Raw genomic sequence first — 25,915 nt, forward strand, 5'->3', positions numbered from 1 at the left:
CTCAATGCTCCCGGCTTTCGAAGTCGATGCGCGGATCGACAAAGGTGTAGGTGAGGTCACCGATCAGTTTCACCACCAAACCCAACAGGGTGAAGATGAACAACGTGCCGAAGACCACCGGGTAATCGCGGTTGATCGCTGCTTCGAAACTCATCAGGCCCAGGCCGTCGAGAGAGAAGATCACTTCCACCAGCAACGAGCCGGTGAAGAAGATCCCGATGAAGGCCGACGGGAAGCCGGCGATCACCAGCAGCATGGCGTTGCGGAACACGTGGCCGTACAACACGCGGTGATTGGTCAGGCCCTTGGCCTTGGCGGTGACCACGTACTGCTTGTTGATTTCATCGAGGAAGCTGTTTTTGGTCAGCAGGGTCATGGTGGCGAAGTTACCTATCACCAACGCGGTCACCGGCAGTGCCAGGTGCCAGAAATAATCGAGTACCTTGCCGCTCATGCTCAGCTCGTCGAAGTTGTTCGACGTCAGTCCGCGTAATGGAAACCAGTCCAGGTAGCTGCCGCCGGCAAACACCACGATCAGCAGGATGGCGAACAGGAACGCCGGGATCGCGTAGCCGACGATGATCGCCGAACTGGTCCAGACGTCGAAGTGGCTACCGTGGCGCGTGGCCTTGGCGATCCCCAGCGGGATCGACACCAGGTACATGATCAGGGTGCTCCACAGCCCGAGGGAGATCGACACTGGCATCTTTTCCTTGATCAGGTCGATGACCTTGGCATCGCGGAAGAAGCTGTCGCCGAAATCCAGGGTGGCGTAGTTCTTGACCATGATCCACAAGCGTTCCGGCGCCGATTTGTCGAAGCCGTACATGTGCTCGATTTCCTTGATCAGCGCCGGGTCCAGACCCTGGGCGCCGCGATAGGCCGAGCCGGCCACCGACACTTCCGCGCCGCCGCCGGCGATGCGGCTGGTGGCGCCTTCGAAGCCTTCGAGCTTGGCGATCATCTGTTCCACCGGCCCGCCTGGGGCCGCCTGGATGATCACGAAATTGATCAGCAAAATGCCGAACAGAGTCGGAACGATCAGCAGCAGTCGCCGAAAAATATACGCCAGCATCTGATTACTCCGTGCCCGCAGGGTCGGCTTGCAATTTGGTTTCGACCTCTATGGCCGGCTTGGCATCGGGCTTGACCCACCAGGTGGCCGTGCCGATGTCATATTTGGGGGAGACCTTCGGGTGGCCGATGTGGTTCCAGTAGGCCACGCGCCAGGTCTTGATGTGCCAGTTGGGAATCACGTAATAGCCCCATTGCAGCACCCGGTCCAATGCGCGGGCGTGGGCCACCAGACTATTGCGCGAGTCGGCATTGATCAGCTGCTCGACCAACTGGTCGACCACCGGGTCCTTGAGACCCATGGTATTACGGCTGCCGGGCTTGTCGGCGGCCGCGGTCATCCAGAACTCACGCTGTTCGTTGCCCGGCGAGTTGGACTGCGGGAAGCTGCCGACCACCATGTCGAAGTCCCGCGAGCGCACACGGTTGACGTACTGCGAGACGTCGACCCGGCGGATCACCAGCTCGATGCCCAGGTCGCTCAGGTTACGCTTGAACGGTAGCAGCACCCGTTCGAATTCGGTCTGCGCCAACAAAAATTCGATGCTCACCGGTTTGCCGGTCGTGTCGACCATCTTGTCATCGACGATGCGCCAGCCAGCCTCTTGCAGTAATTGATAGGCCTTGCGTTGCTGGGTGCGGATCATGCCGCTGCCATCGGTGACCGGGTTCTGGAACGCTTCGCTGAATACTTGCTCGGGAATCTTGCCGCGGAACGGGTCGAGGATCGCCAGTTGATCCGCGTCCGGCAGGCCGGTGGCGGCCATTTCCGAATTCTCGAAATAACTGCGGGTGCGCGCGTAGGCGCCGTTGAACAGCTGCTTGTTGGTCCATTCGAAGTCCAGCAGCAGGGTCAGGGCCTGGCGCACGCGCACGTCCTGGAACAGCGGGCGGCGCAGGTTGAACACGAAGCCTTGCATGCCGGTGGGGTTGCCGTTGGGAATCTGTTCCTTGATCAAGCGCCCTTCGGTCACCGCCGGGATGTTGTAGGCGTTGGCCCAGTTCTTCGCGGTCATCTCCAGCCAGTAATCGAACTGCCCGGCCTTGAGGCCTTCCAGTGCCACGGTGTTGTCGCGGTAGTAATCGGTGGTCATCACATCGAAATTGTAGAAACCACGGTTGACCGGCAGGTCCTTGCCCCAGTAGTCCTTGACCCGCTCATAGCGCACCGAGCGCCCGGCCTTCACCTGGGTGACCTTGTACGGACCGCTGCCCAGCGGAACTTCCAGATTGCCTTTGTTGAAATCCCGGGTGACCCACCAGTGTTTGGGCAACACCGGCAACTGGCCAAGGATCAGCGGCAGTTCGCGATTGTTGCTGTGCTTGAACTTGAACAGCACCGTGAGCGGGTCTTCGGCGACGACGTCTTCGACGTCGTTGTAGTAGCCGCGGTACATCGGCGCGCCATCCTTGATCAGGGTCTGGAAGCTGAACACCACGTCTTCGGCACGCACTGGTTGGCCGTCATGGAAGCGGGCTTCGGGCCGCAGGTAGAAGCGTACCCAATCATTGTTCGGGGATTTTTCGATCTTGCCGGCGATCAGGCCATATTCGGTGAAGGGCTCATCCAGGCTCTGTCTGGCCAGGGTGTCGTAGATCAGCTCGATATCATTGGCCGATACGCCCTTGCTGATGAACGGGTTGAGGCTGTCGAAGCCACCGAAACCGGCCTGGCGGAAGGTGCCGCCCTTGGGCGCGTCCGGGTTGACGTAATCGAAGTGCTTGAAGTCGGCCGGGTACTTCGGCGGCTCGTTGTACAGGGTCAGGGCATGTTGCGGGGCGGCACAGGCCAGCCCGGCAAATAACAGGGCGCTGGCCTGCAGGAGCAGGGCGCTTGCGGGTTTCATCGATCTTTCTCCGAAGATTTCAACCACCATGCACTCAGGCCCAGGGTGTAGGGCGGCGTGGTGACGAAGGCGAACCGGTTACGGTAGGCCAGGCGGTGATAATTGAGGTACCAGTTGGGAATGATGTAGTGCTGCCATAACAGCACCCGGTCGAGCGCCTTGCCGGCGGCGACTTGATCATCGCGGGTCTTGGCCGCCAGCAATTGGTCGAGCAGTTGATCGACTACCGGACTGGCGATGCCGGCGTAGTTCTTGCTGCCTTTGACCGCGGCCTGGCTGGAATGGAAGTACTGCCATTGTTCCAGGCCAGGGCTGAGGGTTTGATTCAGCGTCATCAAAATCATGTCGAAATCGAACTGGTCGAGGCGCTGCTTGTATTGGGCGCGGTCGACCGTACGCAGGCTGGCATCGATGCCGATGCTGGCGAGGTTCTCGACGTAGGGCTGGAGGATGCGTTCCAGATTCGGGTTGACCAGCAGGATTTCCACGCGCAACGGTTGCCCGGCGCCGTTCTGCAAGCGCTGGCCGTTGAGTTTCCAGCCGGCTTCGGCCAGCAGGCCCAGGGCCTTGCGCAGGGTGTCCCGGGGAATGCCGCGGCCCTGGGTCTGCGGCAGGTTGAATGGCTGCGTGAATAATCTGGCGGGCAACTGCTCGTGCCAGGGCTTGAGCAACAGCCATTCATGGCCGACCGGCAAACCGGTGGCCGAGAATTCACTGTTGGGGTAGTAACTCAGCGCGCGCTTGTAGGCCCCGCTGAACAGCGTGCGGTTGGTCCACTCGAAGTCGAACATCAATCCCAGCGCTTCACGGACTTTGGTGTCGGAAAACGTGGCGCGTCGGCTGTTCATGAACAGCCCCTGGGTCTGAGTCGGGATCTGATGCTGGATCTGCGCCTTGATCACGTCGCCACGGCGTATCGCCGGGAAGTTGTAGCCGTTGTCCCAGTTCTTCGCCTGATGCTCGATATAGATGTCGAACTCGCCGGCCTTGAAGGCTTCGAACGCCACATCGCTGTCGCGGTAAAACTCAACTTCCATGCGGTCGAAATTGTACTTGCCGCGATTGACCGGCAGGTCTTTGCCCCAGTAATCCTTGACCCGTTCGAACACGATCTGCCGCCCTGGCGTGACCGAAGTAATGCGGTACGGCCCGCTGCCCAGCGGCGGCTCAAAGGTGGTCGCCTTGAAATCACGACCTTTCCAGTAATGCTGCGGCAGCACCGGCAACTCGCCCAGGCGCAGGATCAGCAATGGATTGCCGGCACGCTTGAACACGAAACGAATGCGCTGCGGATTGAGGATGTCGACCCGCAACACCTCCTGCAAGTTGGTGCGGTACTGTGGATGGCCTTCCTTGAGCAGCAAGCGATAGGAGAACGCCACGTCGTAGGCGGTGATCGGGACGCCATCGTGGAAGCGTGCTTCGGGACGCAGGTTGAACACCACCCAGCTACGGTCCTCGCTGTATTCCACCGATTGGGCGATCAAGCCATAACTGGAGGTCGGCTCATCCCCGGACGGCGCGTACTGACCGGTGCCGACCATCAGCGGTTCATTGAGCTCGTTGATACCGTATTGCAGGAAGTTCGGCGTGGTAACCGGGCTGGTGCCCTTGAAAGTGTAGGGGTTGAGCGTATCGAACGTGCCAAACGCCATCACCCGCAACGTACCGCCCTTGGGCGCTTGCGGGTTGACCCAGTCGAAGTGGGTAAATCTGGCCGGGTACTTGAGCGTGCCGAACTGCGCATAACCATGGCTTTCGCTGATCGTCGCACTTGCGGTGGAGCTCAAGGCCAGGCTGATCAGGAGCGAGAGGAGGGCAGGCTTCAAGTAATGAATCCGATCCAGGCGGCTTGGGCTTTGTGGCCCGTACAGTAACAGCTTGTATGGACAGGAAAAAGACGGGGAATTTGTAGGAGCTGGCTTGCCAGCGATGGTCGTTAACGAATACGCGTGTTGATGGGTTAACCGCGTCGCTCGTGAGTGCTTCGCTGGCAAGCCAGCTCCTACAAGGGGGAGGCAAGTCTCCCGGACAAAAAAAGCCCCTGAAAATCAGGGGCTCTTTTTAGTGCGGATTCGATACCGTGAGCATCTGACCTGGTTTCAGCGCCTGGCCAACCCGCGGGTTCCAGCGCTTGAGGTGCTGCATTTCTACGTTGAAGCGCTTGGCTACGATGTACAACGAGTCACCTTGCTGAACCTTGTATTGGGACTGCGGCTTTTTCGACTCGCCCTTGGTTTTGGCGTTGGCCGCGACCACGGTATTGATGCGCCCGGCGCTACGTTTGCTGGTGTCCTGCATGACCAGGGTCTGGCCAGGCTTGAGATTTTTGCCGCTCAGCTTGTTCCAGCGTTGCAAGTCCTTGACGTCGACGTCGTTGGCCTTGGCGATGGACCCGAGGCTGTCGCCACGCTTGACCCGGTAGTTGCGTTTGACACTCGCCACCCGGGTGTCGTCGGCGCCGTCGAAGACCGGCTTGAGCGATTTCTTGCTGATCAACTCTTCCGGACGCATGGTTTGCAGGCTGGTGGTCAGCAGCTGCGCCTTGGACGTCGGAACCAACAAATGCTGGGGACCGTCGATGGTGGTGCGCTGCTTGAAGGCCGGGTTCAGCTGGAACAGTTCGTCTTCGTCGATGTTGGCCACCGCAGCCACCTTGGACAGGTCCATGCGCTGGTTGATCTCGACGACCTTGAAATACGGTTCGTTGGCGATCGGGTTGAGGTTGACGCCATAGGCTTCCGGCGCCAGTACCACTTGCGACAGTGCGAGCAACTTCGGCACATAGGCCTGGGTTTCGGCAGGCAGGGGCAGGTTCCAGTAATCGGTCGGCAAGCCCAGCCTTTCATTACGCTCAATGGCCCGGCTGACCGTACCTTCACCGGCGTTGTAAGCCGCCAGGGCCAACAGCCAGTCGCCGTTGAACATGTCGTGCAGGCGGGTCAGGTAGTCCATTGCGGCAGTGGTCGAAGCGGTGATGTCGCGACGGCCATCATAGAAACGGGTCTGACGCAGGTTGAAGTAACGCCCGGTGGACGGGATGAACTGCCACAAGCCAACCGCATCGGCCCGGGAATAGGCCATCGGGTTGTAGGCGCTTTCAATCACCGGCAGCAGCGCCAGTTCCAGCGGCATGTTGCGTTCTTCAAGGCGTTCGACGATGTAATGAATGTAGAGGCTGCCGCGTTCGCCGGCGTTTTCGAGAAAGGACGGATTGCTGGCGAACCACAGGCGCTGTTGCTCGATGCGCGGGTTGACACCCAGACCGTCCTGCAGCTGGAAGCCCTGGCGCATGCGCTCCCAGACATCCTGCGGAATCTGCGGGCTCGGCTTTTCGCTGAGCCAGATCGGCTTCTGCTTGGCGCGCGCGGCAATATTCGGAGTGTGCGCCGCATCGGTCTGCGGCACATGGCTGGAACAGCCCGCCAATGTCGCGGACACAGCCACCGCTATGGCTTGCGCCAGGCGGGTCAAAGCATCCGAATTGATGGCTTTACGAATAGAGGACGACATTGGCTGGAAGTAAGTTCCGGGCAAAAATGTCGGGCGATTCTAGAAAGCGCACCCCTAACGGTCAACCATTCATGGTTTTCGTACCATCGTGCAAGCTGTTTAGAACTTGTCTTTCCAAGCCCTCAGCGTCGCAAAAACCATATCGGGCGCAGAGTTATCGGTGCCGGTCCGTTCGTCCGCTTTTTCTTTAACGGATGTTTCAGCCGCACGCAAAAATGGATTTGTGCGTTTTTCCAGGCCCACCGTGGACGGCAGCGTGATGATTCCGGCTTCCCGTTGCCGGGTGACGGTGGCCAAGCGTACGAGGGTGTCCGGGTTGCCCGGTTCCACGGCGGCGGCGAAGCGCAGGTTGCTCAGGGTGTACTCATGGGTGCAGTACACCTGCGTATCTTCGGGAAGCGCGGCAAGGCGTGACAACGAGCTGTACATTTGTTGGGGCGTGCCTTCGAACAGGCGCCCGCAACCGGCCGCGAACAGGGTATCGCCACAGAACAGCAGGCCGGGGCGATAATAGGCAATATGTCCCAGGGTATGACCCGGCACGGCGATGATCTCGAAGTCATGGCCCAGCACATGGATGCGATCGTTATCCTTGAGCGCGATGTCTCGCCCCGGGATGCTCTCGCTGGCAGGACCGTAGACGTTCGCGTCCGTCGCTTTCTTCAACTGTTCGACGCCGCCGACGTGGTCATGGTGATGGTGAGTGATCAGAATATCGCTGAGTACCCAGCCTGGATTTGCCGTGAGCCAGGCCTGTACGGGCGCGGCATCGCCCGGGTCGACCACCGCGCAGCGCCGGGTACTGGGGTCTTGTAACAACCAGATGTAGTTGTCGGTAAAGGCGGGCAGGGCACTGATCTGTATCATCGTCGGATTCGCCAAGCGGAAAACAATGGCGCATCTTAGAACTTCCTGGCGCGTTGGAGAATGCAATGACCGATAAAGCGTTCGCTCAGGCCGATCCTGACTGGCTGGCATTGATCAGCGCGGCCCGTGAGTGGTTGTCCGGACCTCTCGGGCAATTCTTGCTGGATGAAGAACGGCGCATGCTCGAAGAAGAGCTGGGGCGCTTTTTCGGCGGCTATCTGGTGCATTACGGTCCTTCGGCCCAGACACCGCCCTCGGCGCCGCAGGTGCAGCGCAATGTGCGCCTGGGGGCACCGCTGCCGGGAGTCGAGATCGTCTGCGAGGAGCAGGCCTGGCCGCTGAGCGAGCACGCCGCCGATGTGGTGGTGTTGCAGCACGGCCTGGATTTCTGCCTGTCACCCCACGGCTTGCTGCGCGAAGCCGCGAGCAGTGTGCGGCCCGGCGGGCATCTGGTGATCATCGGGATCAACCCCTGGAGCAGTTGGGGTTTGCGTCATGTGTTTGCTCAGGATGCGTTGCGCAAGGCCCGCTGCATTTCTCCATCGCGGGTGGCCGACTGGCTGAATCTGCTGGGTTTCGCGCTGGAGAAACGCCGCTTCGGGTGCTATCGTCCGCCGCTTGCTTCGCCCGCCTGGCAGACGCGTCTGGCCGGTTGGGAGCGCAAGGCCGGTGACTGGCAATTGTCCGGAGGCGGCTTCTATTTATTGGTCGCGCGCAAGATCGTGGTGGGCTTGCGGCCGGTCCGTCAGGAACGCCGCGAACCAATGGGCAAATTGATTCCCTTGCCGATGGCCAAGGTCAACCGCCGCCGCATCGAACCGTAATACCCACTTTAATATTTCCGGCCGGGATTTTCCCCGGTCTCGGGCGTCGTCGATCACCGATCGGCGAGCCACCGCATTTTCTGGATAGATTGGCATGAACGATAGCGTAGAACTGTTCACCGATGGCGCCTGCAAAGGCAATCCTGGCCCTGGTGGCTGGGGCGCGTTGCTGGTGTGCAAGGGCGTTGAAAAGGAACTCTGGGGCGGCGAAGCCAACACCACCAACAATCGCATGGAGCTGATGGGCGCGATCCGCGGCCTGGAAGAGCTCAAGCGCCCCTGCGACGTGCTGCTGGTGACCGACTCCCAGTACGTGATGAAAGGCATCAACGAGTGGATGGCCAACTGGAAAAAACGCGGTTGGAAAACCGCGGCGAAAGAACCGGTGAAAAACGCTGACCTGTGGAAGATGCTCGACGAACAGGTCAACCGTCACAACGTCACCTGGAAGTGGGTACGCGGGCACATCGGCCACCACGGCAACGAACGGGCCGACCAACTGGCCAATCGTGGCGTGGATGAAGTGCGCGGGTTCAAGCAGGCTTGACTCCGATGCATCGTGGCGCGGCCAATCGCGAGCAGGCTCGCTCCCACATTTGATCTTCGTCGCCCGCGGATCCTGTGTATGCCTCCAATCCAGTGTGGGAGCGAGCCTGCTCGCGATTGGGGCGACACGGTGTATCTGAAAGACCCTGGCGAGCGTGTTAACATCGCCGCTTTTGCAAGAATGACCCGTTGAGAGCTGAGCACTGATGGCCACCAGATCCGTTGTACTCGATACCGAAACCACCGGCATGCCGGTGACCGACGGCCACCGGATTATCGAAATCGGTTGTGTCGAGTTGATCGGTCGGCGCCTGACGGGCCGGCATTTTCACGTTTACCTGCAACCGGACCGCGAAAGTGACGAAGGCGCCATCGGCGTCCACGGCATCACCAACGAATTCCTGGTGGGCAAGCCGCGTTTCGCCGAGGTGGCCGAAGAATTCTTCGAGTTCATCAAGGGCGCGCAGCTGATCATCCACAACGCGGCGTTCGACGTTGGCTTCATCAACAACGAATTCGCCCTGATGGGCCAGCACGATCGTGCGGACATCACGCAACACTGTTCGATCCTCGACACCCTGATGATGGCCCGGGAACGTCACCCGGGGCAGCGCAACAGCCTTGATGCCCTGTGCAAGCGCTATGGCGTCGACAACTCAGGCCGTGAACTGCACGGCGCCTTGCTCGACTCGGAGATCCTCGCCGACGTTTACCTGACCATGACCGGCGGCCAGACCAGCCTGTCTCTGGCCGGCAATGCGTCCGATGGCAATGGCTCCGGTGAAGGCGCGGACAATTCGGCCACTGAAATTCGTCGGCTGCCGGCTGACCGCGCGCCAACCCGCATCATTCGCGCCAGTGAAGACGATCTGGCCCGACACGCGGCGCGCCTGGAAATCATCAGCAAATCCGCGGGTGGACCGGCGCTGTGGTTGCAATTGGCCGAGGCTGAAGCACAGGCCTGACGTACCACGCATTTGTGGGAGCATAGCTTGCTCGCGATGGCGTCTGTGAAATCGCCATCGCGGGCAAGCCTTGCTCCCACAGAGAGCGGTCAGTGGCCACAAATGGGTGCGACAACTGACCCGCTTTGGGGCGTTGCGCTCGCCACATCCGCTTCAACCCTCTACCCTGAGGTGATTGGCAGGCTCTGGTCTGCCGCCTCGGGACACTGAGCCACATGTATAAAGATCTGAAATTCCCGGTCCTGATCGTCCATCGCGACATCAAGGCCGATACCGTCGCCGGTGATCGCGTGCGGGGTATCGCCCAAGAGCTGGAGCAGGAAGGTTTCAGCATCGTCTGCGCGGTGAATTACACCGAGGGGCGCCTGGTCGCGTCGACGCATCACGGTCTTTCGTGCATGTTGATCGCGGCGGAAGACGCCAGCGCCCATTCTCATTTATTACAGAATATGGCCGAGCTGATCGGGTTGGCGCGAGTGCGTGCGCCAGACTTGCCGATCTTCGCCCTGGGCGAACAAGTGACCCTGGAAAACGCGCCCGCCGACGCCATGGCCGAACTCAATCAGTTGCGCGGGATTCTCTACCTGTTCGAAGACACCGTACCTTTTCTCGCAAGGCAGGTGGCGCGGGCTGCGCGCAAGTACCTGGACGGGTTGCTGCCGCCGTTCTTCAAGGCGCTGGTGCAACACACCGCTGATTCCAACTATTCGTGGCACACCCCCGGTCATGGCGGGGGCGTGGCGTATCACAAAAGTCCTGTGGGGCAGGCGTTTCACCAGTTCTTCGGTGAAAACACCCTGCGTTCGGATTTGTCGGTCTCGGTGCCGGAACTCGGTTCGCTGCTGGATCATACCGGACCGCTGGCCGAGGCCGAGGCTCGCGCAGCGCGCAACTTCGGCGCCGATCACACCTTTTTCGTGATCAATGGCACCTCGACCGCCAACAAGATTGTCTGGCACTCCATGGTCGCCCGCGATGACCTGGTGCTGGTGGACCGCAACTGCCACAAGTCAGTGCTGCACTCGATCATCATGACCGGCGCCATCCCGCTGTACCTGTGCCCTGAGCGCAATGAGCTGGGAATCATCGGCCCGATTCCGCTGAGCGAGTTCAGCCCGGAATCGATTCGCGCCAAGATCGACGCCAGCCCGCTGACCAGGGGCCGGACGCCCAAGGTCAAACTGGCGGTGGTCACCAATTCGACGTATGACGGTCTTTGCTACAACGCCGAGCTGATCAAGCAGCAACTGGGCACCAGTGTCGAAGTGCTGCACTTCGATGAGGCCTGGTACGCTTACGCGGCGTTCCATGAGTTTTTCGCCGGGCGCTACGGCATGGGCACCTCACGCAGTGACGACAGCCCGCTGGTATTCACCACCCATTCCACCCATAAGCTGTTGGCTGCATTCAGTCAGGCATCGATGATCCACGTACAGGACGGTGGCATGCGGCAGCTGGACCGTGATCGCTTCAACGAAGCGTTCATGATGCACATCTCCACGTCGCCGCAGTACGGCATCATCGCCTCGCTGGACGTCGCTTCGGCGATGATGGAAGGCGGGGCCGGGCGTTCACTGTTGCAGGAAATGTTCGACGAAGCCCTGAGTTTTCGTCGGGCGCTGGCCAATCTGCGCCAGCACATCGCAGCCGATGACTGGTGGTTTTCCATCTGGCAGCCGCCGTCGGTGGAAGGTATCGACCGTGTGGTGACAGAGGACTGGCTGCTGCAACCGAAGGACGACTGGCACGGCTTTGGCGATGTGACCGACGATTACGTGTTGCTCGATCCGATCAAGGTCACTCTGGTGATGCCTGGCCTGACCGCAGGCGGCGCCCTCAGCGAGCGCGGAATTCCCGCGGCGGTTGTCAGCAAGTTCCTCTGGGAACGTGGCCTGGTGGTGGAAAAAACGGGCTTGTATTCGTTCCTGGTGTTGTTCTCCATGGGCATCACTAAGGGCAAATGGAGCACGCTGCTCACCGAACTGCTGGAGTTCAAGCGCAGTTACGATGCCAACGTCAGCCTGTCGACGTGCCTCCCCTGCGTGGCGCAGGAGAATCTCGCACGCTATCAGGGCATGGGCCTGCGTGATCTGTGCGATCAGTTGCACGCTTGTTATCGCAGCAATGCCACGGCCAAACATCTCAAGCGCATGTACACCGTGCTGCCGGAGATCGCCATGAAACCGGCAGACGCCTATGATCAATTGGTGCGTGGCGAAGTCGAGGCGGTGTCGATCGACGCCCTGGATGGGCGTATCGCTGCCGTGATGCTGGTGCCGTACCCGCCGGGGATTCCGCTGATCATGCCCGGCGAACGCTTTACCGAGGCGACCCGCTCGATCATCGACTACCTCGCGTTTGCTCGCACGTTCGACAGCAGTTTTCCGGGGTTCGTCGCCGATGTGCACGGCTTGCAACACGAAGATGAGGGCAATGGACGGCACTACACCGTCGATTGCATCAAGGAATGAGGACCTATCCGAGTATGCAACCTGTCATTAATCCAAATCACCCGGGGTTGTCGGTGCGCGTTGCCGACGAAGGCTTTGCCGCCTACATCTGGGGCAGTGATTTCAGTTTTGAAGTGGCTGCCTACGGTGCGCCCGAAATAGGCCGGCCGGTGGAACAGTGGCGGTTGACGCCCATCACGCCCTACCGTAAGTGCTATGGCATCGATCCCGAGGAGTTCAGCAGTTTTCGCGACGCCGCCGACAGCGCAATCTTCATGGCCTTCCTGGATGACGAGCCGGTGGGACACCTGGTGATCAGCACCAACTGGAACGGTTTCGCCCATATCGATGAGCTGGCGGTGCATGCCCCGGCGCGCCGCCACGGCGTGGCCAAGGCGTTGCTGGATGTGGCGAATTTCTGGAGTCGCAAGAAGAAGCTGCCGGGCATCATGCTGGAAACCCAGAACAATAACCTCGGCGCGTGTCGCTTGTATGAGCGTTGCGGCTACGTGATTGGTGGTATCGATCACCTGCGTTACCGGGGCATCGACCCCAATACTGCCGAGGTGGCGTTGTTCTGGTATCGCGTGTTCGACAACCCGCTGGAAAATCCTATCAGCTCCCAAGCATCGCCACGGCTTGTTCCGTGACGATACCCAACAGGGTCTGGACGGCGGGCGAGGGCTCGCCGTTCTTCAGGGTCAGGGCGTAGACGTTGACCGGTACCGCGGGTGCCAGTGGGCAGGCGTCGAGTCCGGCGGATTTGGCGCCGAGGGCCGTGAAGGGATCGACGATGGCCAGGCCTTCCCCGGCTTCGACCATGCTGCGCATCATCTGATGCGTCTGGACCCGGGTCTGAATCACCGGCGCCGGGCGCAGGGCGTGCAGTTTGTGCTCCAGGGCCGGGCTCAGTGGATCATGACCCTCAAGGCCGACCATCGCCTGGCCGGCCAGATCCTGCAGCGAAATGTACTTCTGTTTCGGTTGCAACCAGCCATGGGGGGCCAGTAGTTGCAGCTTGCCCTGGGCGATCACCTGGCAATGAATCTCGGCGCGATCCGGATCATGCAGGCTCAGGCCCAGGTCGCTTTCGCGCAGCAACAGGCTTCTGACGATGTCACGGGTGGGTTGGCTCAGGAGGGTGCAGGGGACGTCGGGCAAACGCCGGCGCAGGGCCGCGATGCTTTGCGGCAACAGTTGCTGGGCCAGAGGCGGGGTGCAAATGATGCGTAAAGGCGCAGCCTGGTATTGTCGAAGACTGTTGGCCAGGCGCTGCACCGGTTCGAGCGCGTCGTAGACATGGGCAATTTCCACCTGCAACTCCCGCGCTTCGCGGGTGGCCTGCAAGCGCCCGCGCACGCTGGAGAACAGCATGAAACCCAACTGATCCTCGGCTTCGCGCAAAATGCGTTCGACTTCGGTCACCGGCAACTGCAGCCATTCGGCGGCGGTGCCCAGGTGACCGGTCTGCAGGAGCGCCTGGATCACTTCGATATGGCGTAAACGCATGCGTGAAGTCCATGTTCAGCAGGTGAAGGAGTCAGTGACTGAATCCTAACCCAAGTCCGCGCATATGACTTCTGCTCATAACGCCGGGTTATGAAGCGACGATCGATTCCGGTTCGCGGGTCAGCATTACGCCGGTTTGTACCAACTGAAATTCATTGTCGTCGAGCTTGTTCACGCGGTCGCCAATCGCCAGTTTGTACGTGGTGACACACGTGCCGTCAGCCGACGGGGTGGAATCCTGGAACTCATGTACGGAATAAATGCGGCCTTCCGCGTCTCTTGCATGGAACTGACCGACGAGTACTGCTGCCATCTGCTTAGAACCTCTGGAGATAAAACGCTTGATTTGCGGCTTTGTAGACCGCCACCGAGCACGGTAAGTTTTCCTACGTAAAAAAAATAATCAGGACGCGGATATACCTGTGTTCACTGGTTGATCCGTCGCCTGATCATCTATAACTACAGGCTCCTCCCACGGACTATCGAGAATCTTCCATGAGCAATGTCTATAACGTCGCCGTAGTGGTCGGCAGCCTGCGCAAAGCCTCGATCAACCGCAAGGTTGCCCTCGCGCTGGCGGAACTGGCGCCGGCGAACCTCAAGCTGAACATTGTCGAAATCGGCGATCTGCCGCTCTACAACGAAGACATTGATGCTGATTCACCGCCGGCAGCCTACAGGACTTTCCGACAACAAGTGAGTTCATCCGACGCGGTGCTGTTCGTCACCCCGGAATACAACCGCTCGGTGCCGGCCCCGATGAAGAACGCCATCGATGTGGGCTCGCGGCCGTACGGCAAAAGTATCTGGAGCGGTAAGCCGGGGGCGGTATTCAGTGCTTCGCCGGGGGCGATTGGCGGATTTGGTGCAAACCATCACTTGCGCCAGTCCATGGTGTTTCTCGATGTACCGATGATGCAACAACCGGAATCTTACCTGGGCGGTGCCGGTTCTGCGTTTGATGAGGCGGGTCATCTATCCGAGACTGCCAGACCGTTTCTGCAAAAATTCATCGATTCCTACGCGAAGTGGGTCGAACAGCACAAGAAAACCTGACAACCCCTTGTAGGAGCGAGCTCGCTCGCGAAGAACCTGAGAGCAACGCGTTTAACCAGAAAATATGCGTAATCGTTTACGACCATCGCGAGCAATCGAGCGTCGACCGGCTGCTCCTACAGGGTTATGGGTCCAGAAGGCGGCTACAGATCATCCTGTCCATTTCTGCCAGCCAGGCGGTGGTTTGCGCCGCCTCCGGCTGTGCCGTCACGCAATAACGTCGGCCACCCCACGCCATGATCAACCAGGCATCGATGGTGGCGGGGGAGGGTTGCACAGGCAGGTCGCTACAAGCGGCAAAGGCTTCGCGCCATTTCTGCGTCAGTTCGTCGAACACTCTTCGATGATGCTTGGGCTCGGCGATCAGGTGTTCGATGAGCGAAACCCCATGATTAAACAGAGGCTGGCGGGTATCGTCGGGGTCGCAGGTCACGCGCACGAGACGTTTGATACGGGTCGGCCAGTCCAGATCGTTGGCTTGTACGACATCCTTATCGATGTCCTGTAACAAAGTATCCAGACGATATCGGATATAACCGGAAAGCAAGGCTTCCTTGCTCGGGAAATAGTCGTACAGCGTGCCGATTGCAACGCCTGCTTCCAGTGCCACCTCCCGCGTGGTCAGTCCCGGCCAGCCGTCTCGTTGCCAAATCCGAACAAACGCCTGGTAAATCGCTTCGACGGTGAAAATCGCTCGGGCCTGACTCGGCCGTTTCAACGGTTTTGCCCGGGGATTGAGGGTGGGAGGTTGGCCCTTGCTGTTTCCGAACCCGCTCTTCATCGGCTGTCGCTACTCTGTTGCTACCCGCCACACTGTCGCAGCAGGAGACTGAAAAATGCAAAGTTCGAGCACGGTAACACGGCTGATTACCCGTAAAAACGCCCTTGACCAAAGTCGCGTCGAGCAGCAACAGCGCAGCCTGGTTCCGGCGGCTGGAGAGGTGATTGTGAAGATTGATCGTTGCGCCCTGACGACCAACAATATCACCTACGCCGCCTACGGTAATTCGATGAACTATTGGGGATTCTTTCCTACCGGGCTGGCGGATTGGGGCCACATTCCTGCCTGGGGATTTGCCGATGTGGTGGCCTCGGATGTGCCGGGTATCAAGGTTGGCGAGCGTTTCTACGGGTATTTTCCGATTGCCAGCCATCTGTGGATGCGTCCCGAACGCGTCACCGAACGGGGCTTCTATGACGGTGCCGAGCATCGAATCGGCCTGACGTCGGCCTACAACCAGTACACCCGTTGCAGTTGGGACACCTACTACAGCCCCGACACCGAAAACCTGCAGATTTTGCTCAAGCCATTGTTCCTGACCTCATCGATGCTCGCCGATTTCCTGCAGGACAAGCAGTTCTTCGGTGCGACGCGCCTGGTGTTCTCCAGCGCTTCGAGTAAAACCGCCTATGGCACCGCCATTTGCCTGGACAATCATCCTGCTCTGGAAAGGGTGGCCCTGACTTCAGCAGGCAACAAAGCCTTTGTCGAAAACCTCGATTGTTACGAACGTACGGTGCCCTATGAAGAACTGGCTGGTCTGGCCAATGATCGTCCGACACTCTACGTGGACTTTTCCGGCGACTTGGATCTGCGTGACCGGGTGCACCAGCATTTTGCCGGGCAGTTGATCTACAGCTGTTTCGCAGGATCTGCACAAAGTACCCACGAAGCCCGGCTGACGGCTATCGAGGGGCCAGAGCCGGTGTTTTTTTTCGCGCCGGTGCAAATTCGCAAACGCAATGCCGATTGGGGGCCGGAAGGGGTCAGCCAACATATCGGCGAAGGTTTGCTGGATTTTTTCCGGAAGGTGACGGCGGTTGAAAAACCCTTGCTCGAAGTGATAGAAAGCCGGGGCTTTGAAGCGGCGCAAGCCGTTATTTCCCGTCTGTTTCACGGCCAGATCGCGCCATTGGAGGGGCATGTGATCCGGTTATGACCGGTCGATGCCGAGGCCAAGGGGCGGCCAGCCATTCACTCGATTCAATTGCCTGAAGGCTGCCCTGGATGCTTGTAGCTTCACTGATTTTCCTGTTGACCATCACGTTGGTGATCTGGCAGCCCAAAGGCCTCGGTGTTGGTTGGAGTGCGGTATTCGGCGCGGTGCTGGCGCTGATTTGCGGTGTGGTGCACCTGGCTGACATTCCGCTGGTGTGGCAGATCATCTGGAATGCCACCGGCACCTTTGTCGCGCTGATCATTATCAGCCTGTTGCTGGATGAGGCCGGGCTATTCGCCTGGGCAGCGTTGCATGTGGCCCGTTGGGGGCGGGGCAGCGGGCGCAAGTTATTCGCTTATATGGTGCTGCTCGGGGCACTGGTTTCGGCGTTGTTCGCCAACGACGGCGCAGCGCTGATTCTCACGCCCATCGTGATTTCCATGCTCCTGGCCTTGCGTTTCTCTCCAGCGGCAACCCTGGCGTTCGTCATGGGGGCGGGTTTCATCGCCGACACCGCGAGCCTGCCGCTGGTGGTGTCGAACCTGGTGAATATTGTTTCCGCGGACTTCTTCGGCATCGGTTTCAACCGCTATGCGGCGGTGATGGTCCCGGTCAACCTGGTGAGCGTTGCCGCGACCCTGGCGATGCTGATGTGGTTTTTCCGTCGCGACATCCCCGCAGACTATGACCCCGAGCAACTGGAGCATCCGGCGTCCGCCATCCACGACAAAGCCACGTTTTATGCCGGTTGGGCGGTGTTGGTGATTCTGTTGCTCGGTTGTTTCGCGCTGGAACCGCTGGGCATTCCGATCAGTGCGATCTCGGCGGTGTGCGCCGCCCTGTTGTTGGCCGTCGCTGCGCGTGGGCACAGGATTTCCACGCGCAAAGTGATGAAAGAAGCCCCGTGGCAGATCGTGATTTTCTCGCTGGGCATGTACCTGGTGGTCTATGGCCTGCGTAACGCCGGGCTCACCGGGTATCTGGCGGGATGGCTCGACGGTTTCGCCGGGTACGGCGTGTGGGGCGCGGCGATGGGCACCGGGGTGCTGACAGCGTTGTTGTCGTCGATCATGAACAATCTGCCGACGGTGTTGATCGGTTTGTTATCCATCGATGCCAGTCAGGCGACGGGCGTGGTGAAGGAGGCGATGATCTACGCCAACGTCATCGGCAGCGACCTGGGGCCGAAAATTACCCCGATTGGCAGCCTGGCGACGCTGCTGTGGCTGCATGTGCTGGAGCGCAAGAGTATCCGGATCGGCTGGGGGTATTACTTCAAAGTCGGGATTGTGTTGACGGTGCCGGTGTTGTTGGTGACGTTGGCGGCTTTGGCTGTGCGTTTATCGCTGTAGACCGAGTTGGCCTCATCGCGGGCAAGCCTTGCTCCCACAGGTTACGCCGATCCCTGTGGGAGCAAGGCTTGCCCGCGATGAGGCCAGACCAGTCACCACAAAAGCTCAACCCTGACCGGGCACATTCGGCCAAAGATCCGCCACCAGAAACACCCGCTCGGCTTCTTCCCAATCACCATTGGCATTTTCCGTCAACCGCACCAGCAATTGCGCCGGTGCCACGGGTGACAATTCACTCAACCAGGCATTCAACTGCCCGCGGCTCCAGGTCTGCTCGGCAGGGTAGTGCGCCGGTGCCAGCCACGCATGGCGTGGTAGGGGCTGCCAGCGACCGGGCGGACTCTGCGCGACAAATTCAGCCCAATCCTTTTGATGCAACCAGCGACCGCGCAAGTGCTGGGGATGCGCGCCGCCCGGGGGCGCCGCTTGCCCCGGCCATGGATAGAGCAAATAGCCGCCCAGCCACAAATGCGCGCTGAATTGGTGGATATCCAGCGCCGCCAGGACTTCGCGGCTTTCGGGGCGCGCGGAAATCGGCAGTTGGTGCTGGCTCAGGTGCGCCAGTTTGCGGTCCAGCCGATCATGGCAACCGGGACCGAGCCATTGCGCCGTTTCCTGTCCATTACCGTTCTGCGGACCGAGGTAAAGCTTGATGGCCAGTTCCAGGTGATGAACGCCGTCGCGATCACGCAGCAGCAAGTCCAGTTCGCCCAGGGTATGGCCTTCACGGCGAATCGGCATGTTGGCGGCGATCAACTCGATACCGGGCGCGTGTTCGACGGCAAATTGCCACAAACGCTCGTAATACAGGCCCAGGCGCCGGGTGCGGGCCTGGGACAGCCAGTGCAGCAGTCCGTAGCTGTCCTGATCCAGCCGTCGCAGCCAGTGCTCCAGACGATCCGGTGCCTGCACCCAGTCGCTGCCTGCCAGCGGATGGCGTTGCGGCCACGGCGTGTCGGCGAGCATCGGCGGCGCGAGGATGACCCATGCCAGGTCGCGCACTTCGGGATGGCGCAACTGGTGGGGTAACTGCAGCAAATCTGGAAATAGGATCATCTTGCGAGCATAGCCTCAAACAGGAGTACATCCTTGTCGCTGAAAGGATTTTGTCTATTCCCGGCTTTCGCCCATAATCGTGTTTTTCGCCGTTGCAGGCCCCCCGCGTCCCAATAGGAGCCCCATGGAGCAATTTCGTAATATCGGCATCATCGGTCGCCTGGGCAGTTCGCAGGTGCTGGATACCGTCCGCCGACTGAAACGGTTTCTGCTCGATCGTCACCTGCACGTGATCCTCGAAGACACCATCGCTGAAGTCCTGCCGGGCCACGGCCTGCAAACCTCGTCGCGCAAGATGCTCGGCGAAGTGTGTGACATGGTGATTGTGGTCGGCGGTGATGGCAGCCTGCTCGGCGCCGCCCGGGCGTTGGCCAAGCACAATATCCCGGTGCTTGGCATCAACCGTGGCAGCCTGGGTTTCCTCACCGATATCCGTCCCGATGAACTGGAAATCAAGGTCGCCGAGGTGCTCGACGGCCACTATCTGGTGGAAAACCGCTTCCTGCTGCAGGCCGAAGTCCGCCGCCATGCCGAGGCCATCGGCCAGGGCGATGCGCTGAACGACGTAGTGCTGCACCCCGGCAAATCCACGCGGATGATCGAGTTCGAGCTGTACATCGACGGTCAGTTCGTCTGCAGCCAGAAGGCCGACGGCCTGATCGTCGCCACGCCCACCGGATCGACCGCCTATGCGCTGTCGGCGGGTGGCCCGATCATGCACCCCAAGCTCGACGCCATTGTAATTGTGCCGATGTACCCCCATACCTTGTCAGGTAGACCGATTGTGGTCGACGGCAACAGTGAGCTGAAAATCGTCGTGTCCAAGGATATGCAGATTTACCCGCAAGTCTCGTGTGACGGGCAGAACCATTTTACCTGCGCGCCCGGCGACACCATCACCGTCAGCAAGAAAGCCCAGAAGCTGCGGCTGATCCATCCGCTCGACCACAACTACTACGAAGTCTGCCGGACCAAGCTCGGCTGGGGCAGCAAGTTGGGTGGTGGAGGCGACTGATGCTCGATCCCGCGCGTAGCTACGACCTGATCGGTGACGTGCACGGTTGCGCTCTGACCCTTGAGCACTTGCTCGACCGGCTCGGTTATCACAAACAAGGCGGCGTCTGGCGCCATGCCTCGCGCATGGCGGTGTTCGTTGGCGACATCATCGACCGCGGCCCGCGGATTCGCGAGGCACTGCACATCGTCCACGACATGGTCGAGGCCGGTCAGGCACTGTGCATCATGGGCAATCATGAGTTCAATGCGCTGGGCTGGAGCACGCCGGCCCCGGCGGGCAGCGGCAAGCAGTTCGTCCGCGAACACACCCCGCGCCACGCCCGCTTGCTGGGTGAAACCCTGACTCAGTTCGAAGGCCATCCGGCCGACTGGCATGACTTCCAGCAATGGTTCTATGAGATGCCCTTGTTCGTCGATGCCGGGCGTTTCCGGGTGGTGCATGCCTGCTGGGATGGGGGCCTGATCGAACCGTTGCGGGCTCTATTCCCCGACGGTTGCGTCGATGAGCATTTCCTCCAGGCCTCCGCCGTGCCCGGCAGTTTCGCGTGCACCGTGTTCGACCGCCTGTTGCGCGGCACCGACATGCGCCTGCCCCATGGGCTGACCATGACCAGCGGCGATGGCCTGACGCGTTCGTTTTTCCGTACCAAATTCTGGGAAGACGACCCGCAAACCTACGGAGACATCGTGTTCCAGCCCGACGCCTTGCCCGATCCAGTGGCCCGCACGCCGCTTTCGTCTACCGAGAAAAATACCTTGCTGCGTTATGGCATCGACGAACCGTTGCTGTTCGTTGGCCACTACTGGCGCAGCGGTAAACCGGCGCCGATTCGTCCGAACCTGGCCTGCCTCGATTACAGCGCCGTGCTCTACGGCAAACTGGTGGCCTATCGCCTGGATCAGGAAACGCGGCTCGATCCGCATAAATTCGTCTGGGTCAATGTCGAGCGGCCAGAGGTTTTGCAATGAGAGGGATGTTGCAATGAGTGCTGTAGCGGTATTACGGCTGCCGCTGGCGGTGGACCTGAGCGGCTTCGTCAAATTGCTGCAACGCATGCAGGTACCGCATCGGGTCAGTGAAGAGGCAGGCGAGCAGGTGTTGTGGGTGCCGGACAACATCAGCGAGGACGTGCGCGCCTTGTATGAGCGTTTTCCGGCGGGCGACCCTGATCAGCAGCTGGACATTCCGGTGGCGCAAACCGTTCGCCGTCCGGGTTTCGTCGAGCAGGTCCGCTACGCCAAGGCCACCGCGCTGGTGTTGCTGCTGAGTCTGCTGGTGGGCGCGCTGACGATGTTGGGCGACAACTTCAACACCATGCGCTGGTTCACCTTCCTCGATTTTCGCGTTGTCGGCGAGTACATCCATTTCACGCCATTGGCCGACAGCCTGGCGGCGGGGCAGTGGTGGCGTCTGGTCTCGCCGATGCTGATCCACTTCGGCATCCTGCACCTGGCCATGAACGGCATGTGGTACTGGGAGCTGGGACGGCGCATCGAATCGCGCCAGGGCAGCATCAACCTGGTCGGCCTGACCTTGCTGTTCAGCCTGGTGTCCAACTACACCCAATACCTTTTCAGTGGCCCGAGCCTGTTTGGCGGCTTGTCCGGGGTGCTGTACGGCCTGCTCGGGCACTGCTGGATCTTCCAGCTGCTGTCGCCGAACGCCGCTTATCGCCTGCCCCGTGGGGTGCTGGTGATGATGCTGGTCTGGCTGCTGCTGTGCCTGTCCGGGCTGGTCTCGATGATCGGCTTCGGTGAAATTGCCAACGCGGCCCATGTCAGCGGGCTGCTCGTCGGATGCTTGACCGGTTTGTTGGGTGGTTTGTACAACCGCCGTAAACTGGCCGTCTGAAACAGTTTATGTAAATAGAGAACGCGGAGACCCAATGTCCTCTTTTAACGAAATGATCAAGAACATCACCCCGGACATCTACCAGAGCCTGAAACTGGCGGTGGAAATCGGTAAATGGTCCGACGGTGGCAAGCTCACCGCCGAGCAACGCGAACTGTCGCTGCAAGCGATGATCGCCTGGGAAATCCAGAACCTGCCCGAGGAAGAGCGTACTGGCTACATGGGCCCGCAGGAATGTGCGTCGAAGTCGATCGAAGTGCCGAATATCCTGTTCAAGTCGGATGCCATCCATTGATCGAGATTGGCCGCGGTGCAATCAGTAAAATGTCGGCGCGCCTGGACGGGCCGAACGTGCAGTACGCATTTCGTCTAGGCGACGTCGAGGTACCGGTCAATCCGTTGATCGGCACCACGGTGCGCCTGGAATTCCTGGGGGCGATCCACTGCATCCATTGCGGACGCAAGACCAAAACCAGTTTCAGCCAGGGTTACTGCTACCCGTGCATGACCAAGCTGGCCCAGTGCGATGTCTGCATCATGAGCCCGGAACGCTGCCATTTCGACGCCGGCACCTGCCGGGAGCCGGAGTGGGGCGAGAAGTTCTGCATGACCGATCACATCGTCTACCTGTCGAATTCATCCGGGGTCAAGGTCGGGATCACTCGCGCCACCCAGTTGCCGACCCGTTGGATCGATCAGGGCGCCAGCCAGGCGTTGCCGATCATGCGCGTCGCGACCCGCCAGCAATCGGGGTTCGTCGAGGACCTGTTCCGCAGCCAGGTGGCCGACAAGACCAACTGGCGTGCGTTGCTCAAGGGCGATGCGGTTTCTGTGGACCTGGCCGGGGTTCGCGATCAACTGTTCGACAGTTGCGCCGAAGGTCTGCTCGCGTTGCAGGATCGATTTGGCCTGCAGGCGATTCAACCTGTCAGCGATGTCGAACCGCTGGAGATCCGCTACCCGGTCGAGCAGTACCCGGCCAAGATCGTCAGCTTCAACCTGGACAAACAGCCCATTGCCGAAGGCACGTTGATGGGGGTCAAGGGCCAGTACCTGATCTTCGATACCGGCGTGATCAACATTCGTAAATACACGGCCTACCAGCTCGCCGTGCATCAGTAAGGACTCCAGCATGCGCACCGAACAACCGAAGATGATCTACCTCAAGGACTATCAGGCGCCTGAGTACCTGATCGACGAAACTCACCTGACCTTCGAGTTGTACGAGGACCACAGCCTGGTCCATGCGCAACTGGTGATGCGCCGCAACCCCGAGCGTGGCCCGGGCTTGCCGCCGCTGGTGCTGGACGGTCAGCAACTCGACTTGTTGTCGGTGACCCTGGCCGACCGCGAACTGACGGCTGCCGACTATCAGCTGACCGAGAATCACCTGACGTTGCACCCGACCAGCACCGCCTTTACGGTCGACACCAGCGTACGCATCCACCCGGAAACCAACACCGCGCTGGAAGGCCTGTACAAGTCCGGCACCATGTTCTGCACCCAGTGCGAGGCCGAAGGCTTCCGCAAGATCACCTATTACCTCGACCGTCCGGACGTGATGAGCACCTTCACCACCACCGTGGTCGCCGAGCAGCACAGCTATCCGGTGCTGCTGTCCAACGGCAACCCGATCGCCTCAGGACCTGGCGAAGATGGCCGGCACTGGGCGACCTGGGAAGACCCGTTCAAGAAGCCTGCGTACCTGTTCGCGTTGGTGGCCGGTGACTTGTGGTGCGTCGAAGACACCTTCACCACCATGACCGATCGCGTCGTGGCGCTGCGCATCTACGTCGAACCGGAAAACATCGACAAGTGCCAGCACGCCATGAACAGCCTGAAGAAATCCATGCGCTGGGATGAAGAGGTCTATGGTCGCGAATACGACCTGGACATCTTCATGATCGTCGCCGTGAACGACTTCAACATGGGTGCAATGGAGAACAAGGGTCTCAACATCTTCAACTCCAGCGCCGTGCTGGCCAAGGCCGAAACCGCCACCGACGCTGCGCACCAGCGGGTCGAGGCGATCGTGGCCCACGAGTACTTCCACAACTGGTCGGGCAACCGCGTGACCTGCCGCGACTGGTTCCAGTTGTCGCTCAAGGAAGGCTTTACCGTATTCCGCGATTCGCATTTCTCCGCCGACATGAACTCGGCCACGGTCAAGCGCATCCAGGACGTGGCTTACCTGCGCACCCACCAGTTCGCCGAAGATGCCGGCCCCATGGCCCACGCGGTGCGCCCGGACAGCTTCATCGAAATTTCCAACTTCTACACCCTGACCGTGTACGAAAAGGGCTCGGAAGTGGTCGGCATGATCCACACCTTGCTCGGCGCCGAAGGCTTCCGCAAAGGCAGCGACCTGTACTTCGAACGCCATGACGGCCAGGCCGTGACCTGCGATGACTTCATCAAGGCCATGGAAGACGCCAACGGTGTCGACCTGACCCAATTCAAACGCTGGTACAGCCAGGCCGGCACGCCGCGTCTCGCCGTCAGCGAGTCCTACGACGCGGCGGCGAAGACCTACAGCCTGACGTTCCGCCAGAGCTGCCCGCAAACCCCAGACAAAGTTGAAAAACTGCCGTTCGTGATTCCGGTCGCCCTCGGTCTGCTGGACAGCAAGGGTGTTGAAATGCCTCTGCGTCTTGCCGGTGAAGCAGCCGCGCAAGGCACTTCGCGAGTCATTTCCGTGACCGAGGCCGAGCAGACGTTCACCTTCGTCGACATCGCCGAACAGCCGCTGCCATCGTTGCTGCGTGGCTTCTCGGCACCGGTGAAGCTCAGCTTCCCGTACAACCGCGACCAATTGATGTTCCTGATGCAGCACGACAGCGACGGATTCAATCGCTGGGACGCCGGTCAGCAATTGTCGGTGCAGGTGTTGCAGGAACTGATCGCCCAGCAACAGAAAGGCGAAGCGCTGGTGCTCGATCAGCGTCTGGTGTCGGCCTTGCGCACTGTGCTGTCCGATGAGTCGCTGGATCAGGCGATGGTCGCCGAAATGCTTTCGTTGCCGAGCGAAGCCTATCTGACCGAAATCAGCGAAGTGGCGGATGTCGAGGCCATTCACATCGCCCGCGAATTTGCCCGTAAACAACTGGCTGACGCGTTGTTCGAAGGGCTGTGGCTGCGTTATCAGGCCAACCGTGACCTGTCGAAGCAGACCCCGTATGTGGCCGAAGCCGAACATTTCGCTCGTCGTGCGTTGCAGAACATTGCGTTGTCGTACCTGATGCTCAGCGGCAAGCCGCAAGTGCTGGCGGCAACGCTGGAGCAGTTCGATGCGTGCGACAACATGACCGAGCGCTTGACTGCGCTGGCGGTTTTGGTCAATTCGCCATTCGAGGAACAGAAAGCCAAGGCACTGTCCGGTTTCGCCGCGCACTTCAGCGACAACCCGCTGGTCATGGATCAGTGGTTCAGCGTCCAGGCCGGCAGCGTATTGCCAGGTGGTCTGGAGCGGGTCAGGGCGTTGATGCAGCATCCGGCGTTCAACATCAAGAACCCGAACAAGGTGCGCGCGCTGATCGGTGCGTTCGCCGGGCAGAACCTGATCAACTTCCACGCGGCGGATGGTTCCGGGTATCGCTTCCTCGCGGATCTGGTGATTGAGCTGAACGGGTTCAATCCGCAGATTGCTTCTCGCCAGTTGGCGCCTTTGACTCGGTGGCGCAAGTATGACGCTGCGCGTCAGGCGTTGATGAAAGGGGAGCTGGAGCGGATTCGGGCTTCGGGGCAATTGTCGAGTGATGTGTTTGAGGTGGTCAGCAAAAGCCTGGCTTGATCGGCTGAGCGTTCCCACAGGTGTTCCCCCGAACCCTGTGGGAGCTGGCTTGTCGGGTCGCCGCATCGCAGCGAAGGCGGCCTCCGCGGATGTACCCAATCCCTGTGGGAGCTGGCTTGCCAGCGATGGCGGCCTGACAGCCGACCTGAATGTTGTTGACCGAGTACATATCCATTCCTGCGGTAACGGCCACTGGCGGTTTCGCCCTTACGGCGAGTCACTTGGAAGAGCCCCAAGTAACCAAGGGCTCTTGCCCC

The 25,915-nt window shown here is 60.2% G+C and carries 23 protein-coding genes; 14 read left to right on the plus strand and 9 right to left on the minus strand.

Going from position 1 to position 25,915, the window contains the following annotated elements:
* Position 1 precedes the first annotated feature (1 nt).
* The 5 genes from GPL81_RS19355 to gloB all read right to left on the minus strand — a co-directional run bounded on the left by GPL81_RS19355 (position 2) and on the right by gloB (position 7,301).
* On the minus strand, positions 2-1,075 hold the full coding sequence (locus GPL81_RS19355) for a microcin C ABC transporter permease YejB (protein WP_160108011.1): 1,074 nt from the start codon (positions 1,073-1,075) through the stop codon (positions 2-4).
* Positions 1,076-1,079: 4 nt separating this feature from the next.
* Complete coding sequence (locus tag GPL81_RS19360; protein ID WP_160108012.1) at positions 1,080-2,921, minus strand: extracellular solute-binding protein; 1,842 nt, start codon at positions 2,919-2,921, stop codon at positions 1,080-1,082.
* Entirely contained in the window at positions 2,918-4,750 is a 1,833-nt protein-coding gene (locus GPL81_RS19365; RefSeq protein ID WP_160108013.1) for an extracellular solute-binding protein, read from the minus strand. The genes GPL81_RS19360 and GPL81_RS19365 overlap by 4 nt, the downstream gene beginning before the upstream one ends.
* 235 nt (positions 4,751-4,985) lie before the next feature.
* Positions 4,986-6,434 carry a LysM peptidoglycan-binding domain-containing protein gene (locus GPL81_RS19370; RefSeq protein ID WP_160108014.1) on the minus strand — a complete coding sequence of 483 codons (1,449 nt, stop codon included), beginning with the start codon at positions 6,432-6,434 and terminating at the stop codon, positions 4,986-4,988.
* A gap of 99 nt (positions 6,435-6,533) precedes the next feature.
* On the minus strand, positions 6,534-7,301 hold the full coding sequence (gloB, locus tag GPL81_RS19375) for a hydroxyacylglutathione hydrolase (protein WP_160108015.1): 768 nt from the start codon (positions 7,299-7,301) through the stop codon (positions 6,534-6,536).
* Between the two features lie 65 nt (positions 7,302-7,366).
* Here gloB and GPL81_RS19380 point away from each other — a divergent pair, with 65 nt between their 5' ends.
* The 5 genes from GPL81_RS19380 (at position 7,367) to GPL81_RS19400 (ending at position 12,736) form a co-directional block, all read left to right on the plus strand.
* Positions 7,367-8,125, plus strand: a complete 759-nt coding sequence (locus tag GPL81_RS19380; RefSeq protein ID WP_096511019.1) for a class I SAM-dependent methyltransferase — start codon at positions 7,367-7,369, stop codon at positions 8,123-8,125.
* Between the two features lie 94 nt (positions 8,126-8,219).
* A complete protein-coding gene (gene rnhA / locus GPL81_RS19385) occupies positions 8,220-8,672 on the plus strand; it encodes a ribonuclease HI (RefSeq protein ID WP_121101827.1) in 453 nt (150 codons plus the stop codon).
* Between the two features lie 205 nt (positions 8,673-8,877).
* Positions 8,878-9,636 (plus strand): DNA polymerase III subunit epsilon, encoded by a 759-nt coding sequence (dnaQ, locus tag GPL81_RS19390; protein WP_160108016.1) that lies wholly within the window; start codon positions 8,878-8,880, stop codon positions 9,634-9,636.
* 215 nt (positions 9,637-9,851) lie between these two features.
* Positions 9,852-12,107, plus strand: coding sequence for an Orn/Lys/Arg family decarboxylase (locus GPL81_RS19395; protein ID WP_160108017.1), 2,256 nt, complete (start codon positions 9,852-9,854; stop codon positions 12,105-12,107).
* 14 nt (positions 12,108-12,121) lie between these two features.
* Positions 12,122-12,736: a GNAT family N-acetyltransferase gene (locus tag GPL81_RS19400; RefSeq protein ID WP_160108018.1), complete on the plus strand. Its 615-nt coding sequence runs from the start codon at positions 12,122-12,124 to the stop codon at positions 12,734-12,736.
* Here the strand turns inward: GPL81_RS19400 and GPL81_RS19405 are convergent.
* Complete coding sequence (locus GPL81_RS19405; RefSeq protein WP_160108019.1) at positions 12,702-13,595, minus strand: LysR substrate-binding domain-containing protein; 894 nt, start codon at positions 13,593-13,595, stop codon at positions 12,702-12,704. The two genes, GPL81_RS19400 and GPL81_RS19405, sit on opposite strands and share 35 nt — an antisense overlap.
* A gap of 88 nt (positions 13,596-13,683) precedes the next feature.
* The gene (locus GPL81_RS19410; RefSeq protein ID WP_096511030.1) at positions 13,684-13,908 is read right to left on the minus strand and encodes a hypothetical protein; all 225 of its coding nucleotides are present in this window, start codon (positions 13,906-13,908) and stop codon (positions 13,684-13,686) included.
* Between the two features lie 182 nt (positions 13,909-14,090).
* On the opposite strand from GPL81_RS19410, the gene GPL81_RS19415 reads away from it, so the two are divergent.
* Positions 14,091-14,651, plus strand: a complete 561-nt coding sequence (locus GPL81_RS19415) for an NADPH-dependent FMN reductase (protein WP_160108020.1) — start codon at positions 14,091-14,093, stop codon at positions 14,649-14,651.
* A 124-nt stretch (positions 14,652-14,775) separates the two neighbouring features.
* Here GPL81_RS19415 and GPL81_RS19420 read toward each other — a convergent pair whose 3' ends face one another.
* Entirely contained in the window at positions 14,776-15,432 is a 657-nt protein-coding gene (locus GPL81_RS19420) for a TetR/AcrR family transcriptional regulator (protein WP_160108021.1), read from the minus strand.
* A gap of 55 nt (positions 15,433-15,487) precedes the next feature.
* Between GPL81_RS19420 and GPL81_RS19425 the strand changes: the two genes are divergently transcribed.
* A complete protein-coding gene (locus GPL81_RS19425) occupies positions 15,488-16,591 on the plus strand; it encodes a DUF2855 family protein (RefSeq protein WP_160108022.1) in 1,104 nt (367 codons plus the stop codon).
* Between the two features lie 68 nt (positions 16,592-16,659).
* Complete coding sequence (locus GPL81_RS19430) at positions 16,660-17,943, plus strand: arsenic transporter (RefSeq protein ID WP_096511037.1); 1,284 nt, start codon at positions 16,660-16,662, stop codon at positions 17,941-17,943.
* 105 nt (positions 17,944-18,048) lie between these two features.
* Here GPL81_RS19430 and GPL81_RS19435 read toward each other — a convergent pair whose 3' ends face one another.
* Positions 18,049-18,999: a DUF1853 family protein gene (locus GPL81_RS19435; protein WP_160108023.1), complete on the minus strand. Its 951-nt coding sequence runs from the start codon at positions 18,997-18,999 to the stop codon at positions 18,049-18,051.
* A 124-nt stretch (positions 19,000-19,123) separates the two neighbouring features.
* On the opposite strand from GPL81_RS19435, the gene GPL81_RS19440 reads away from it, so the two are divergent.
* The 6 genes from GPL81_RS19440 to pepN are packed head-to-tail and all read left to right on the plus strand — an operon-like array spanning position 19,124 to position 25,658.
* Positions 19,124-20,014, plus strand: a complete 891-nt coding sequence (locus GPL81_RS19440) for an NAD(+) kinase (RefSeq protein ID WP_011333623.1) — start codon at positions 19,124-19,126, stop codon at positions 20,012-20,014.
* Positions 20,011-20,985, plus strand: coding sequence for a metallophosphoesterase (locus GPL81_RS19445; protein ID WP_425502589.1), 975 nt, complete (start codon positions 20,011-20,013; stop codon positions 20,983-20,985). Before GPL81_RS19440 ends, GPL81_RS19445 begins: the two co-directional genes overlap by 4 nt.
* Before the next feature lie 13 nt (positions 20,986-20,998).
* A complete protein-coding gene (locus GPL81_RS19450; protein WP_096511042.1) occupies positions 20,999-21,868 on the plus strand; it encodes a rhomboid family intramembrane serine protease in 870 nt (289 codons plus the stop codon).
* A 34-nt stretch (positions 21,869-21,902) separates the two neighbouring features.
* Positions 21,903-22,163 (plus strand): YeaC family protein, encoded by a 261-nt coding sequence (locus GPL81_RS19455; protein ID WP_019579318.1) that lies wholly within the window; start codon positions 21,903-21,905, stop codon positions 22,161-22,163.
* Positions 22,160-22,990, plus strand: coding sequence for a DUF2797 domain-containing protein (locus GPL81_RS19460; RefSeq protein WP_160108025.1), 831 nt, complete (start codon positions 22,160-22,162; stop codon positions 22,988-22,990). Before GPL81_RS19455 ends, GPL81_RS19460 begins: the two co-directional genes overlap by 4 nt.
* Before the next feature lie 10 nt (positions 22,991-23,000).
* Entirely contained in the window at positions 23,001-25,658 is a 2,658-nt protein-coding gene (pepN, locus tag GPL81_RS19465; protein WP_160108026.1) for an aminopeptidase N, read from the plus strand.
* The last annotated feature ends 257 nt before the right edge of the window (positions 25,659-25,915 follow it).

This window comes from Pseudomonas izuensis (assembly GCF_009861505.1).
Taxonomy (GTDB): Bacteria; Pseudomonadota; Gammaproteobacteria; order Pseudomonadales; family Pseudomonadaceae; genus Aquipseudomonas; species Aquipseudomonas izuensis.